The following is a 13408-nucleotide window of genomic DNA, read 5'->3' as shown; positions in this document are numbered from 1 at the left end:
GCCCTCATTCAAGGAATAACAGATGAACCAGGAACTGACCCAAAACCCGTTCAACCCGCTGGCCGCGCCCAAGCAGTTCGACGAGATCAAGATCTCGCTGGCCTCGCCCGAGCGCATCCTGTCGTGGTCCTACGGCGAGATCAAGAAGCCCGAGACCATCAACTACCGGACCTTCAAGCCGGAGCGTGATGGCCTGTTCTGCGCCCGTATCTTTGGCCCGATCAAGGATTACGAGTGCCTGTGCGGCAAGTACAAGCGCATGAAGTATCGCGGCGTCGTCTGCGAGAAATGCGGCGTCGAAGTCACCCTTCAGAAGGTGCGCCGCGAGCGCATGGGCCACATTGAGCTGGCCTCGCCCGTCGCCCACATCTGGTTCCTCAAGTCGCTGCCCTCGCGCATCGGCCTGATGCTGGACATGACGCTGCGCGATCTCGAGCGCATCCTCTACTTCGAAAACTACGTCGTCATCGAGCCGGGTCTGACCGACCTGAGCTATGGTCAGCTGCTGACCGAAGACGAGTATCTGGACGCGCAGGACCAGTATGGCGCCGACGCTTTCACCGCCAATATCGGCGCTGAGGCGATCCGCGAGATGCTGGCCGCGATCGATCTGGACGCCACCGCCGAGCAGCTCCGCGAAGAGCTGAAGGAAGCCACTGGCGAACTGAAGCCGAAGAAGATCATCAAGCGTCTGAAGATCGTCGAGAGCTTCATCGAATCGGGCAACCGCCCCGAGTGGATGGTGCTGACCGTGCTTCCGGTGATCCCGCCGGAACTGCGTCCGCTCGTGCCGCTCGATGGTGGCCGTTTCGCGACTTCGGACCTGAACGACCTCTATCGCCGCGTCATCAACCGCAACAACCGCCTCAAGCGCCTGATCGAGCTGCGTGCGCCCGATATCATCGTGCGCAACGAAAAGCGGATGCTGCAGGAATCGGTCGATGCGCTGTTCGACAACGGCCGTCGTGGCCGCGTCATCACGGGCACCAACAAGCGCCCGCTGAAGTCGCTCTCGGACATGCTCAAGGGTAAGCAAGGCCGCTTCCGTCAGAACCTTCTGGGTAAGCGCGTCGACTTCTCGGGCCGTTCGGTCATCGTGACCGGCCCGGAACTCAAGCTGCACCAGTGCGGTCTGCCCAAGAAGATGGCGCTCGAACTGTTCAAGCCCTTCATCTACTCGCGCCTTGAAGCCAAGGGCCTGTCGAGCACCGTGAAGCAAGCTAAGAAACTGGTCGAGAAAGAGCGTCCCGAGGTTTGGGATATCCTGGACGAGGTGATCCGCGAGCACCCGGTTCTGCTGAACCGCGCGCCGACGCTGCACCGTCTGGGCATTCAGGCTTTCGAACCCGTTCTGATCGAAGGCAAGGCGATCCAGCTGCACCCGCTCGTCTGCTCGGCGTTCAACGCCGACTTCGACGGTGACCAGATGGCCGTCCACGTGCCGCTTTCGCTGGAAGCCCAGCTGGAAGCCCGCGTTCTGATGATGTCGACGAACAACGTTCTGTCGCCCGCCAACGGCTCGCCGATCATCGTTCCGTCGCAGGACATGATCCTTGGCCTCTACTACACCACGATGGAGCGCAAGGGCATGCCGGGCGAAGGCATGACCTTCGGTTCGGTCGAGGAAGTGGAACACGCGCTGAACGCCGGCGTCGTGCACCTGCACGCCAAGATCAGCGCGCGCATCAAGCAGATCGACGAAGAGGGCAACGAGGTCTTCAAGCGTTACGAGACCACCCCCGGCCGTATGCGCCTGGGTGCTCTGCTGCCGCTGAACGCCAAGGCGCCGTTCGATCTGGTGAACCGCCTGCTGCGCAAGAAGGACGTTCAGAACGTCATCGACACCGTCTACCGTTACTGCGGCCAGAAAGAGTCGGTGATCTTCTGTGACCAGATCATGGGCATGGGCTTCCGCGAGGCCTTCCGCGCCGGTATCTCGTTCGGCAAGGACGACATGGTGATCCCCGATACCAAGTGGGACATCGTGAACGGCGTGCGCGATCAGGTCAAAGAGTTCGAACAGCAGTACATGGACGGCCTGATCACTCAGGGCGAAAAGTACAACAAGGTTGTCGACGCCTGGTCGAAGTGCTCGGACGCCGTGGCCGGCGAGATGATGAAAGAGATCTCGGCCGTGCGCGTGGACGATGCGGGCATGGAGAAAGAGCCGAACTCGGTCTACATGATGTCGCACTCGGGTGCGCGGGGTTCGCCGGCGCAGATGAAGCAGCTTGGCGGTATGCGCGGCCTGATGGCCAAGCCGTCGGGCGAGATCATCGAGACGCCGATCATCTCGAACTTCAAGGAAGGTCTGACCGTTCTTGAATACTTCAACTCGACCCACGGCGCCCGTAAGGGTCTGGCCGACACCGCGCTCAAGACGGCGAACTCGGGTTACCTGACCCGCCGTCTGGTGGACGTGGCGCAGGACTGCATCGTGCGTTCGCACGATTGCGGCACCGAGCGTGCGATCACCGCTTCGGCCGCGGTCAACGATGGCGAAGTTGTCGCGCCCCTGTCCGAGCGTGTTCTGGGCCGTGTGGCCGCGGACGACGTTCTGGTTCCGGGTTCGGACGAAGTCATCGTGCGCAAGAACGAGCTGATCGACGAGCGCAAGGCCGATCTGGTCGAGCAGGCCGGCGTGCAGTCGGTGCGTATCCGCTCCGCTCTGACCTGTGAGGCCGACGAGGGCGTTTGCGCGCTCTGCTACGGTCGTGACCTGGCGCGCGGTACTTTGGTGAACCAGGGCGAAGCGGTGGGTATCATCGCCGCGCAGTCGATCGGTGAACCCGGCACGCAGCTGACGATGCGGACGTTCCACATCGGCGGTATCGCTCAGGGTGGTTCGCAGTCCTTCCAGGAAGCGAGCCAGGAGGGCAAGATCGAGTTCCGTAACGCCAACCTGCTGACCAACGCCAATGGCGAACAGATCGTCATGGGCCGCAACATGCAGATGGCGATCATTGACGAGCACGGCGAAGAGCGGGCGAGCCACAAGCTCACCTACGGCTCGAAGCTGCACGTCAAGGAAGGCGACGCGGTCAAGCGCGGCACCAAGCTTTACGAATGGGACCCCTACACCCTTCCGATCATCGCCGAAAAGGCGGGTGTGGCGAAGTTCGTGGACCTGGTTTCGGGTATCGCCGTGCGCGAGGAAACCGACGAAGCGACCGGCATGACGCAGAAGATCGTCACGGACTGGCGGGCGGCGCCGAAAGGCAACGACCTCAAGCCCGAGATCATCATCGTCAACGCCGATGGCGAACCGGTGCGCAACGAGGCTGGCAACCCGGTCACCTACCCGATGTCGGTCGACGCGATTCTGTCGATCGAGGACGGTCAGGAGATCAAGGCCGGTGACGTTGTCGCCCGTATCCCGCGCGAAGGCGCGAAGACCAAGGACATCACCGGCGGTCTGCCGCGTGTGGCCGAACTCTTCGAAGCCCGTCGTCCGAAGGATCACGCCATCATCGCCGAGATCGACGGCTATGTGCGCTTTGGCAAGGACTACAAGAACAAGCGCCGCATCGCCATCGAGCCGTCGCAGGAAGGTCTGGAGCCGGTCGAATACATGGTGCCGAAAGGCAAGCACATCCCGGTGCAGGAAGGCGACTTCGTGCAGAAGGGTGACTACATCATGGACGGCAACCCGGCGCCGCATGACATCCTGCGCATCATGGGGATCGAGGCTCTGGCCGACTACCTCATCGACGAGGTGCAGGACGTCTATCGACTGCAGGGCGTGAAGATCAACGACAAGCACATCGAGGTGATCGTTCGCCAGATGCTGCAAAAGATCGAGATCCTCGACTCGGGCGATACGACGCTGCTCAAGGGCGAGCACATCGACAAGGCGGAGTTCGAAGAAGAGAACGCCAAGGTCGAAGCGCGCGGTGGCCGTCCGGCCTCGGGCGAGCCGGTGCTCTTGGGTATCACCAAGGCCTCGCTGCAGACCCGTTCGTTCATCTCGGCGGCCTCCTTCCAGGAGACGACCCGCGTGCTGACCGAAGCCTCGGTTCAGGGCAAGCGCGACAAGCTCGTCGGTCTGAAAGAGAACGTGATCGTCGGCCGTCTGATCCCGGCGGGCACGGGTGGCGCGACCACCCGCGTGCGCAAGATCGCTGCGGACCGCGACCACAAGGTCATCGAGGCACGTCGCGCCGAGGCGGAAGCCGCGGCTGCGCTGGCGGCTCCGATCGTCGAAGAGGCTGATTTCGGTCCGGTCGAGACGCCGGAAAGCCGCGATTAATCGCGTCTTGAGTAAGTAGAACCAGACCCCCGCGCGATCCGCTCGCGCGGGGGTTTTTCTTTCCTGGGGCCGAATGTCGCAGGTGCGACGGAGGTCGCGGGCGATAGCGTTGAAACAGATTATTGGCCCAGAAGGAGATTGAGATGAACACAGGCGCAAAGATGTTGGCCGTCGCATTGGCGATGTCGGTGGCGATGCCTGCTTGGGCGGTGACGTTCCGCGAGGGCGAGGCGCAGCTGCGTCAGGCCTATGGCGCCTATCGCGCCGCGTTGTTCCTGAGCAACCAGGGCAAACAGGCTGAAACCGCCGCGGCGCTCGAGAAATTCGACGGCGCCTGGAGCCAGATCGTCGCTGGCTGGACGATCGACCCGCCGCCGCAATATGCCGAGGACACCGCGCTGGCAGAGACCTTCACCACCGTCAACGGGCTGATCGCTGCGGCAGGCCAGCAGGTCGGGGCAGGGGATTTGCCGACCGCGCATCTCACGCTTGAAGAGGTGCGCGAGGCCGTGGCCGCGCTGCACATGCGCAACGATATCGTCGGCTTCTCGGACCGCATGAACGCCTATCATGCTGCGATGAAAGAGGTGCTCGAGACGGACTTCTTGGCGCTTGGTGATGCTGGCATGGCACGGATGCAGGCCGAGGCGGCGGTGCTTGAGCACCTTGCTGCTGAAATCCTTGCTCATCCCGCGCCAGAGGCGGCCGATCCGGCCTATGCACCGCTGGCCGAGGGCTTCGCCGCCTCGGTCAAGGCGTTTGGCGACGCCGCGCGCGCCGGGGATCTGGCGGCCGGGATCGCCGCGCAATCGGGCCTAAAAGTGCCCTATTCCAAGCTTTTCGCCAAGTTCGGCTAATCGCTGCACAGGCGGCGGGGCGCGCCCTCGCTGCCTGTGACGTTTACATCCGCCTGACCTGCGAGTAAGAGGAGGCCCACCCAACAAGGGTGGCAAATGGTTGTGGGGCCATGACGGACGTAACAATCGTAATCCCGGCGAAGAACGAGGCCTCGAATATCGAGGCGCTTCTGGACGGTATCGATACCGCTCTGGAACGGGTGTGCGACTACGAGGTGGTCGTGGTCGATGATGCCTCGGACGATGGCATGGCCGCGATCTTGCAGGCGCGCCGCGCCCGAGCGCCGCGACTGCGTGTGCTGCGTCATGACCGCTCTGGCGGGCAGTCGGCGGCGGTGCATTCCGGCGTTCTCGTCGCGAAAGGCGCTGTGATCTGCACGCTTGATGGCGATGGGCAGAACCCGCCCTCGGAACTTCCCAAGCTGATGGCACCGCTTCTGGCCGAGGGCTCGGAGTTGATCGGCATCGTTGCCGGGCAGCGCGTCGGGCGACAGGACACGATGTCCAAGAAACTCGCGTCGAAATTCGCCAACGCGATCCGCTCGCGCGTGCTCAAGGACGGGACGCGCGACACCGGTTGCGGGCTCAAGGCCTTCCGCCGCGAGGCTTTCCTGCGCCTTCCCTATTTCGATCACATGCACCGCTACCTGCCCGCGCTGTTTGCGCGTGACGGCTGGCAGGTTGCCCATGTCGATGTCAGCCACCGCCAGCGGGGCGGGGGGCGCTCGCATTATTCCAACCTGCAACGCGGGCTTGTCGGCGTCGTCGATCTGGCCGGCGTTGCCTGGCTCTTGCGTCGTCGCAAGAAATCCCGCCCCACCGAGATCGCGGAGTAATCCATGCACTGGCTGATGACCGTTCTGCACGTGGACAGCACGACCGAGCTTTGGTGGGTTGTCTTTGGCTTCCTTGCGCAGGGGATGTTTACCGCGCGCTTCCTGGTGCAGTGGATCGCCTCGGAGCGCGCGCGGGATTCCGTGATCCCGCTGGCGTTCTGGTATTTTTCGCTGGCCGGGGGCGTCATGCTGCTCAGCTATGCGATCTACCGCACTGACCCGGTGTTCATTCTCGGGCAGGCACTTGGCGTGATCATCTATATTCGCAACCTTTGGCTGATCTATGCCAAGCGTCGCGATGAAGTCTGAGGCGCAGGGCTGGTTCCGGCCAGCGTTTGCCTTCGTCGCCGCGATCACCGGGTTGCGGCTGTTGGCGCTGGCCTTCAACCGGACTGACCTGTTTGTTGATGAATCGCAATACTGGCTTTGGAGCCAGAACCTCGATTTTGGCTACTACTCCAAACCGCCGTTGATCGGCTGGGCGATCCGGCTCGTGACCGATCTGGCGGGATCGGACAGCCCGTTCTGGGTTCGGATGCCGGGGGCGGTGTTGCACGGGGTGACCGCGCTGGTGCTTGGTGCCGTCGCGGCGCGGCTGGCTGATCGGAGCGCCGCGATCTGGACGGCGGTGCTTTACGTCACGCTGCCTTTCGTGGTGGTCGGCTCGCTGCTGATTTCGACCGATACGATCATGGCGCCGTTCTACGCGCTGGCGCTGCTGTTCTGGCTGCGCGCGGCGCAAGAGAGCAGGGCGCCTGACGCCGCTCTGGCCGGGGCGAGTGCAGGTGCTGCGTTTCTGGCGAAATATGCCGCGATCTATCTGGTCCCGGGCCTTGTGCTGGCCATGCTGTTGGCCCCGCAGTTTCGCACCGGCTGGCGCAATGCGCTGCTGGCGGCTTTGGCCTTCGGCGCGGTGATCTCGCCCAATGTGCTGTGGAACCTGACCCATGATCTGACCACTGTCGAGCATACGATGGACAATGTCGGCTGGGTGCGCGGTGGTGCGACGTTGAATTTCGCCTCGATGGCCGAGTTCCTGGCCAGCCAGTTCGCGGTTTTTGGGCCGATCGCCATGGCTGCTCTGATCTGGGGTGTCGTCACTGCGCGCCGGAACGTGCGCGGCGCGCTGGCGGTGCTCAGCCTGCCGCCGCTGGTCGCGGTGACGGTGCAGGCGCTGCTCTCGCAGGCCTATGCCAATTGGGCGGTGGCCGCCTACTTTCCGGGGACGGTTCTGGTGGCGATGATCCTGCCGGGGCTGTGGCGCCGTGTGGCGCTCGCGCTGAACCTGATCGTCGTGGTGGCCTTCCCGCTGTTGACCGTTCTGGCCCCTTGGCCGGAGCGCGACGGCGAGCCGCTCCTGCGCCGCTATCTTGGCCGGGCCGAGCTGAGCCGCGAGATCCTTGATCTCGCGCGCGCCGAGGGCGTTCCGGTCCTGGCCGCGAACCGCGATATCCTGGCCGATCTGCTCTACACAGGGCGCGACAGCGTCATCGCGATATATGCCCCGCGCCCCGAAGGCCGCGCGCGGCATTATTACGAGCAGAACTACGCGCTTCCCGAAGGCTTCACCGGACGCGTCCTTGCAATTCAGGCCGCAGCCCCGGATTGTGGGGCGGGGCCCCTTGCCCCGGTCGCGGCCTTTTCCCTGTCGGGATACTGGTCGAGCCGGGCGGTCGCGCCTTACCTTGTGGATGCGGAGTGTCTGAATGCCGCCGATTGATTACCAGATGACGGGGCGCTGGCTGTTGGCCGGATGGCTGGCGGCGCTGGCACTGTTCGTCGGCGCGCCTTCGGTCGATCTGGCGCTGTCCAGCCTGTTCTGGAGCCCCTGGGACGGCTTTCGCGTGATCGGAAACCCGATGTGGGAGTTCCTGCGCCAGCGTATCTGGGATCTCTCGATCCTTGTTTTTATCCTGTCGCCCTTCGCGATGTGGCGCGCACTGGCGCGCCGTCGTAACGTGCTTGGGTTGTCGGCGCGGGCCTGGGGTTTTGTCTTTACGCTCTACCTTCTGCTGCCCGGCCTGCTGGTGAACGGCTTTCTCAAGGCCTATTCGGGCCGTGCCCGCCCGGCCACGGTGACCGAGTTTGGCGGCGATCTGACCTTCACGCCCGCCTGGAGCTTCGTCGATCAATGTGCGCGCAACTGCTCGTTTGTGTCGGGCGAGGTCTCGGCGGCGGTCGCTCTGGCGCTGGTGATCCTGCTCTGGCGCTTCTCGGCGGAGCGGATCGAGCGTTGGGTAGGCAATTACGCCATCGTGGTTGCCGTGTTCATTCCGACGTTCATCGCCGCGCAGCGGGTGGTCACGGGGCGGCATTTCGTCTCGGATGCGGTCTTTGCGGCCTTGGTCACGCTCAGCGGGGCCTGGTTGCTTTACGCCGCCTTCGAAGGCCGCCTCGGTTGGTTTCGCCTTGGTGGCAAGGAGCGGGTTTGACCCTGCGGTTGACAATACCCGCGACTCCCCATATAGCGCCGCTACCCGACGGGCTCAGTATGTCCCAAGGGCGACAGATTTCAGCGGCACTATCCCGGGGTTTACCCTCGATCCTCTGAAATTAAGGCGCATTCGACCCGGCCACTCGGCAGGGAAGGGTGCGGTTTGGCGTTTCACGGTCCGCGTGGAGCGTCGTCGAGAAGTGGCGCAGTCCAGTTTGGGTCCCACCCTGCCGGGCTGCGAGTATTGACAGAGCAAATACGGGGAACCGGAATGCCTACCATCCAACAGCTGATCCGCAAACCGCGGCAGCCCAAGGTGCAGCGCTCGAAGTCGCAGCACCTGCAGTCGTGCCCGCAAAAGCGCGGCGTCTGCACCCGCGTCTACACCACGACGCCGAAGAAACCGAACTCGGCTATGCGTAAGGTCGCCAAAGTGCGCCTGACGAACGGCTTCGAGGTCATCTCCTACATCCCGGGCGAAAAGCACAACCTGCAAGAGCACTCCGTTGTGCTCATCCGCGGCGGCCGTGTGAAAGACCTTCCGGGTGTCCGTTACCACATCCTGCGCGGTGTGCTGGATACCCAAGGCGTCAAAGACCGCCGTCAGCGTCGTTCGAAATACGGCGCGAAGCGTCCGAAATAAGGAGATCACCAGATGTCTCGTCGTCACGCTGCTGAGAAGCGCGAAGTTCTGCCGGACGCCAAGTATGGCGATCGCGTGCTGACCAAGTTCATGAACAACCTGATGATCGACGGCAAGAAATCGGCCGCCGAACGCATCGTCTATAGCGCCCTGGAGCGCGTCGAAGGCAAGCTCAAGCGCGAGCCGATCGAAGTGTTCCACGAAGCCCTCGACAACGTGAAGCCTTCGGTTGAAGTGCGTTCGCGTCGTGTGGGTGGTGCGACCTACCAGGTGCCGGTCGAGGTTCGCCCGACCCGCCGCGAAGCGCTGGCCATTCGTTGGCTGATCACTGCCGCCAAGAACCGTAACGAGAACACCATGGAAGAGCGTCTCGCCGGCGAGCTTCTGGATGCGGTGAACTCGCGTGGTTCGGCCGTGAAGAAGCGCGAAGACACCCACAAGATGGCCGACGCGAACAAAGCGTTCAGCCATTACCGCTGGTAACAGGAGCACGAAAAATGGCACGCGCCTATCCGCTGAGCCGCTACCGCAACTTCGGGATCATGGCCCACATCGATGCGGGCAAAACGACCACGACCGAGCGGATCCTCTACTACACCGGCAAGTCCCACAAGATCGGCGAAGTCCACGACGGCGCCGCGACGATGGACTGGATGGAGCAGGAGCAGGAACGCGGTATCACCATCACCTCGGCCGCGACGACCACTTTCTGGCAGCGCCAGGAAGATCCGACCAAAGAGGGCACCTCGGACACCCAGTTCCGCTTCAACATCATCGACACCCCCGGTCACGTGGACTTCACCATTGAAGTCGAACGCTCGCTGGCGGTTCTCGACGGTGCGGTCTGCCTGCTCGACGCCAACGCCGGTGTCGAACCCCAGACCGAAACCGTGTGGCGTCAGGCTGACCGCTACAAGGTTCCGCGGATCGTGTTCGTCAACAAGATGGACAAGATCGGCGCGGACTACTTCAAGTGCGTCGAAATGATCAAGGACCGCACCGGCGGCACCCCGTGCCCCGTTGCGCTCCCGATCGGCGCCGAAGACCAGCTTGAAGGTCAGATCGACCTGATCAAGATGGAAGAATGGGTCTGGAAGGGCGAAGATCTCGGCGCAAGCTGGATCCGTCAGCCGATCCGTGAAGAGCTGCAGGACCTCGCCGACGAATGGCGCGGCAAGATGGTTGAACTCGCCGTTGAAATGGATGACGACGCGATGGAAGCCTACCTCGAGGGCAACGAGCCCGACGAGGACACCCTGCGCAAGCTGATCCGCAAGGGTACGCTCGCGATGGCGTTCTTCCCGGTTCTCGCTGGCTCGGCCTTCAAGAACAAGGGCGTTCAGCCGCTGCTCAACGCGGTGATCGACTTCCTGCCGGGTCCGCTGGACGTTCCGGCATACGTCGGCTTCGCTCCGGGCGACGAGACCGAAACCCGTAACATCGAGCGTCATGCTACGGACGATGAGCCCTTCTCGGGCCTCGCGTTCAAGATCATGAACGACCCCTTCGTCGGCTCGCTGACCTTCACCCGCATCTACTCGGGCGTGATGAAGAAGGGCGACTCGGTTCTGAACGCGACCAAGGGCAAGAAAGAGCGCATCGGTCGTATGATGATGATGCACTCGATCAACCGTGAAGAGATCGACGAAGCGTTCGCTGGCGACATCATCGCGCTGGCCGGTCTGAAAGAAACCACCACGGGCGACACGCTGTGCGACGCCGCCAAGCCGGTGGTTCTGGAAACCATGACCTTCCCCGATCCGGTTATCGAGATCGCGGTCGAGCCGAAGTCGAAAGCCGACCAGGAGAAGATGGGCCTCGCCCTCGCTCGCCTGGCTGCCGAAGACCCGTCGTTCCGCGTCGAGACCAACTTCGAGTCGGGCCAGACCATCATGAAGGGCATGGGCGAACTTCACCTCGACATCCTCGTCGACCGTATGCGTCGCGAGTTCAAGGTCGAGGCGAACATCGGTGCTCCGCAGGTGGCCTACCGCGAAACCATCTCGCGCGAAGCCGAGATCGACTACACGCACAAGAAACAGACCGGTGGTACCGGCCAGTTCGCGCGCGTCAAGCTCGTCATCACCCCGACCGAGCCGGGCGAGGGCTACTCGTTCGAATCGAAGATCGTGGGCGGTGCGGTGCCGAAGGAATACATCCCCGGCGTCGAAAAGGGCATCAAGTCGGTCATGGACTCGGGTCCGCTCGCGGGCTTCCCGGTTATCGATTTCAAGGTCGCGCTTATTGACGGTGCGTACCACGACGTCGACTCGTCGGTGCTGGCCTTCGAAATCGCGACCCGTGCTGCCATGCGCGAAGGCCTGAAGAAGGCCGGTGCGAAGCTGCTCGAGCCGATCATGAAAGTCGAAGTGGTGACCCCGGAAGAATACACCGGCGGCATCATCGGCGACCTGACCAGCCGTCGCGGCATGGTTCAGGGCCAGGACACCCGCGGCAACGCCAACGTGATCAACGCGATGGTGCCGCTGGCGAACATGTTCGGCTACATCAACAACCTGCGTTCGATGTCCTCGGGCCGTGCGGTCTTCACCATGATCTTCGATCACTACGAAGCCGTTCCGCAGAACATCTCGGACGAAATCCAGAAGAAATACGCCTAAGGGCGACGGCGTCCGGGGTAACCCGGGCGCCTTTCCCACGGGTTTTAAGGACTACAGGAGGCCATTATGGCAAAGGCAAAGTTTGAACGGACGAAACCGCACGTCAACATCGGCACGATTGGCCACGTTGACCACGGCAAGACGACGCTGACGGCTGCGATCACCAAGTACTTTGGTGAATTCAAGGCCTACGACCAGATTGACGGCGCGCCGGAAGAGAAGGCTCGCGGGATCACGATCTCGACGGCCCACGTTGAATATGAATCGGCGAACCGTCACTACGCGCACGTCGACTGCCCCGGCCACGCCGACTACGTGAAGAACATGATCACGGGTGCGGCGCAGATGGACGGCGCGATCCTGGTTGTGAACGCGGCCGACGGCCCGATGCCGCAGACGCGCGAGCACATCCTGCTCGGCCGTCAGGTCGGCATTCCGTACATGGTCGTGTACATGAACAAGGTTGACCAGGTCGACGACGAAGAGCTGCTCGAGCTCGTCGAGATGGAAATCCGCGAACTGCTGTCGTCGTACGACTACCCCGGCGATGATATTCCGATCATCAAGGGCTCGGCTCTGGCCGCGATGGAAGGCCGCGACAACGAGATCGGCGAGGATTCGATCCGCGCTCTGATCGCCGCTGTCGACGAGTACATCCCGACCCCGGAGCGCGCTGTCGACCAGCCGTTCCTGATGCCGATCGAAGACGTGTTCTCGATCTCGGGCCGCGGCACCGTTGTGACCGGCCGTGTCGAGCGTGGCGCTGTGAACGTGGGCGACGAACTCGAGATCGTCGGTATCCGCGCGACCAAGAAGACCACCTGCACGGGCGTCGAGATGTTCCGCAAGCTGCTCGATCGCGGTGAAGCTGGCGACAACATCGGCGCGCTGCTGCGCGGTATCGACCGTGACGGCGTTGAGCGTGGTCAGGTTCTGTGCAAGCCGGGTTCGGTGAAGCCGCACACGAAGTTCGAAGCTGAAGCCTACATCCTCACGAAAGAGGAAGGTGGCCGTCACACGCCGTTCTTCGCGAACTACCGTCCGCAGTTCTACTTCCGCACCACGGACGTCACCGGCACCGTGAAGCTGCCGGAAGGCACCGAGATGGTTATGCCGGGCGACAACCTGAAGTTCGAAGTCGAACTGATCGCCCCGATCGCCATGGAAGAGAAGCTGCGCTTCGCTATCCGTGAAGGCGGCCGCACCGTCGGCGCAGGCGTCGTCTCGAAAATCATCGAGTGATCGACGTCTCGACGGGCCTGTAACGGGCCCGTCCGCGACATCGCGAGTGAATATGAGTGGTGCGCCGAAAGGCGCGCCATTTGCTCTTGACAGACTCGGGTAACGCGCATATCCGGCGCCCCTGATCTCCAAGAGATTGTGGTTCGATGCAGGCGTCGCATTCGGCGGTGTCTGCCTCTCAACCTGAAAGCCCCTGCGAGAGGCAAGACTAAATGACTGGTCAAAACATCCGCATCCGGCTCAAGGCGTTCGATTATCGCGTGCTGGACGCCAGCACCCAGGAAATCGTGAACACCGCCAAGCGTACCGGTGCTACGGTTCGCGGCCCGATCCCGCTGCCGAACAAAATCGAGAAATTCACGGTTCTCCGTGGTCCGCACATCGACAAGAAGTCGCGTGACCAGTGGGAAATCCGCACGCACAAGCGTCTTCTCGACATCGTCGATCCGACCCCGCAAACCGTGGACGCGCTGATGAAGCTCGACCTGGCTGCCGGCGTCGACGTCGAGATCAAGGTCTGAGGAGG

General features: G+C 62.8%; 11 protein-coding genes. All 11 read left to right on the top strand.

Annotation, left to right across the window (positions count from 1 at the left end; translation table 11 throughout):
• Window positions 1–22: 22 nt before the first annotated feature.
• Entirely contained in the window at window positions 23–4249 is a 4227-nt protein-coding gene (rpoC, locus tag KTQ37_RS12720) for a DNA-directed RNA polymerase subunit beta' (RefSeq protein WP_218630895.1), read from the top strand.
• A gap of 143 nt (window positions 4250–4392) precedes the next feature.
• Window positions 4393–5106 carry a hypothetical protein gene (locus KTQ37_RS12715; protein WP_218630894.1) on the top strand — a complete coding sequence of 238 codons (714 nt, stop codon included), beginning with the start codon at window positions 4393–4395 and terminating at the stop codon, window positions 5104–5106.
• 110 nt (window positions 5107–5216) lie between these two features.
• Window positions 5217–5942, top strand: a complete 726-nt coding sequence (locus KTQ37_RS12710; RefSeq protein ID WP_218630893.1) for a glycosyltransferase family 2 protein — start codon at window positions 5217–5219, stop codon at window positions 5940–5942.
• Between the two features lie 3 nt (window positions 5943–5945).
• Window positions 5946–6251, top strand: coding sequence for a lipid-A-disaccharide synthase N-terminal domain-containing protein (locus tag KTQ37_RS12705; RefSeq protein WP_218630892.1), 306 nt, complete (start codon window positions 5946–5948; stop codon window positions 6249–6251).
• Window positions 6241–7662 carry an ArnT family glycosyltransferase gene (locus tag KTQ37_RS12700; protein WP_218630891.1) on the top strand — a complete coding sequence of 474 codons (1422 nt, stop codon included), beginning with the start codon at window positions 6241–6243 and terminating at the stop codon, window positions 7660–7662. Before KTQ37_RS12705 ends, KTQ37_RS12700 begins: the two co-directional genes overlap by 11 nt.
• Window positions 7649–8374: a phosphatase PAP2 family protein gene (locus tag KTQ37_RS12695; RefSeq protein WP_218630890.1), complete on the top strand. Its 726-nt coding sequence runs from the start codon at window positions 7649–7651 to the stop codon at window positions 8372–8374. Before KTQ37_RS12700 ends, KTQ37_RS12695 begins: the two co-directional genes overlap by 14 nt.
• A 273-nt stretch (window positions 8375–8647) precedes the next feature.
• Window positions 8648–9019, top strand: coding sequence for a 30S ribosomal protein S12 (gene rpsL / locus KTQ37_RS12690; protein ID WP_010399029.1), 372 nt, complete (start codon window positions 8648–8650; stop codon window positions 9017–9019).
• A 12-nt stretch (window positions 9020–9031) separates the two neighbouring features.
• A complete protein-coding gene (rpsG, locus tag KTQ37_RS12685) occupies window positions 9032–9502 on the top strand; it encodes a 30S ribosomal protein S7 (protein WP_218630889.1) in 471 nt (156 codons plus the stop codon).
• A 14-nt stretch (window positions 9503–9516) separates the two neighbouring features.
• A complete protein-coding gene (fusA, locus tag KTQ37_RS12680; RefSeq protein ID WP_218630888.1) occupies window positions 9517–11640 on the top strand; it encodes an elongation factor G in 2124 nt (707 codons plus the stop codon).
• A 66-nt stretch (window positions 11641–11706) separates the two neighbouring features.
• Window positions 11707–12882 (top strand): elongation factor Tu, encoded by a 1176-nt coding sequence (gene tuf / locus KTQ37_RS12675; RefSeq protein WP_218630887.1) that lies wholly within the window; start codon window positions 11707–11709, stop codon window positions 12880–12882.
• A 212-nt stretch (window positions 12883–13094) separates the two neighbouring features.
• Window positions 13095–13403 (top strand): 30S ribosomal protein S10, encoded by a 309-nt coding sequence (gene rpsJ, locus KTQ37_RS12670; RefSeq protein WP_218630886.1) that lies wholly within the window; start codon window positions 13095–13097, stop codon window positions 13401–13403.
• The last annotated feature ends 5 nt before the right edge of the window (window positions 13404–13408 follow it).

Source organism: Sedimentimonas flavescens (genome assembly GCF_019264375.1).
Classification (GTDB): domain Bacteria; phylum Pseudomonadota; class Alphaproteobacteria; order Rhodobacterales; family Rhodobacteraceae; genus Rhodobacter; species Rhodobacter flavescens.
Note: the sequence above shows the minus strand (reverse complement) of the source record. Positions and strands in the feature narration are given on the sequence as shown.

Coding starts and splice junctions, on each gene's coding strand:
- rpoC (WP_218630895.1), top strand. CDS start 23: ATGAACCAGGAACTGACCCAAAACCCGTTCAACCCGCTGGCCGCGCCC.
- KTQ37_RS12715 (WP_218630894.1), top strand. CDS start 4,393: ATGAACACAGGCGCAAAGATGTTGGCCGTCGCATTGGCGATGTCGGTG.
- KTQ37_RS12710 (WP_218630893.1), top strand. CDS start 5,217: ATGACGGACGTAACAATCGTAATCCCGGCGAAGAACGAGGCCTCGAAT.
- KTQ37_RS12705 (WP_218630892.1), top strand. CDS start 5,946: ATGCACTGGCTGATGACCGTTCTGCACGTGGACAGCACGACCGAGCTT.
- KTQ37_RS12700 (WP_218630891.1), top strand. CDS start 6,241: ATGAAGTCTGAGGCGCAGGGCTGGTTCCGGCCAGCGTTTGCCTTCGTC.
- KTQ37_RS12695 (WP_218630890.1), top strand. CDS start 7,649: ATGCCGCCGATTGATTACCAGATGACGGGGCGCTGGCTGTTGGCCGGA.
- rpsL (WP_010399029.1), top strand. CDS start 8,648: ATGCCTACCATCCAACAGCTGATCCGCAAACCGCGGCAGCCCAAGGTG.
- rpsG (WP_218630889.1), top strand. CDS start 9,032: ATGTCTCGTCGTCACGCTGCTGAGAAGCGCGAAGTTCTGCCGGACGCC.
- fusA (WP_218630888.1), top strand. CDS start 9,517: ATGGCACGCGCCTATCCGCTGAGCCGCTACCGCAACTTCGGGATCATG.
- tuf (WP_218630887.1), top strand. CDS start 11,707: ATGGCAAAGGCAAAGTTTGAACGGACGAAACCGCACGTCAACATCGGC.
- rpsJ (WP_218630886.1), top strand. CDS start 13,095: ATGACTGGTCAAAACATCCGCATCCGGCTCAAGGCGTTCGATTATCGC.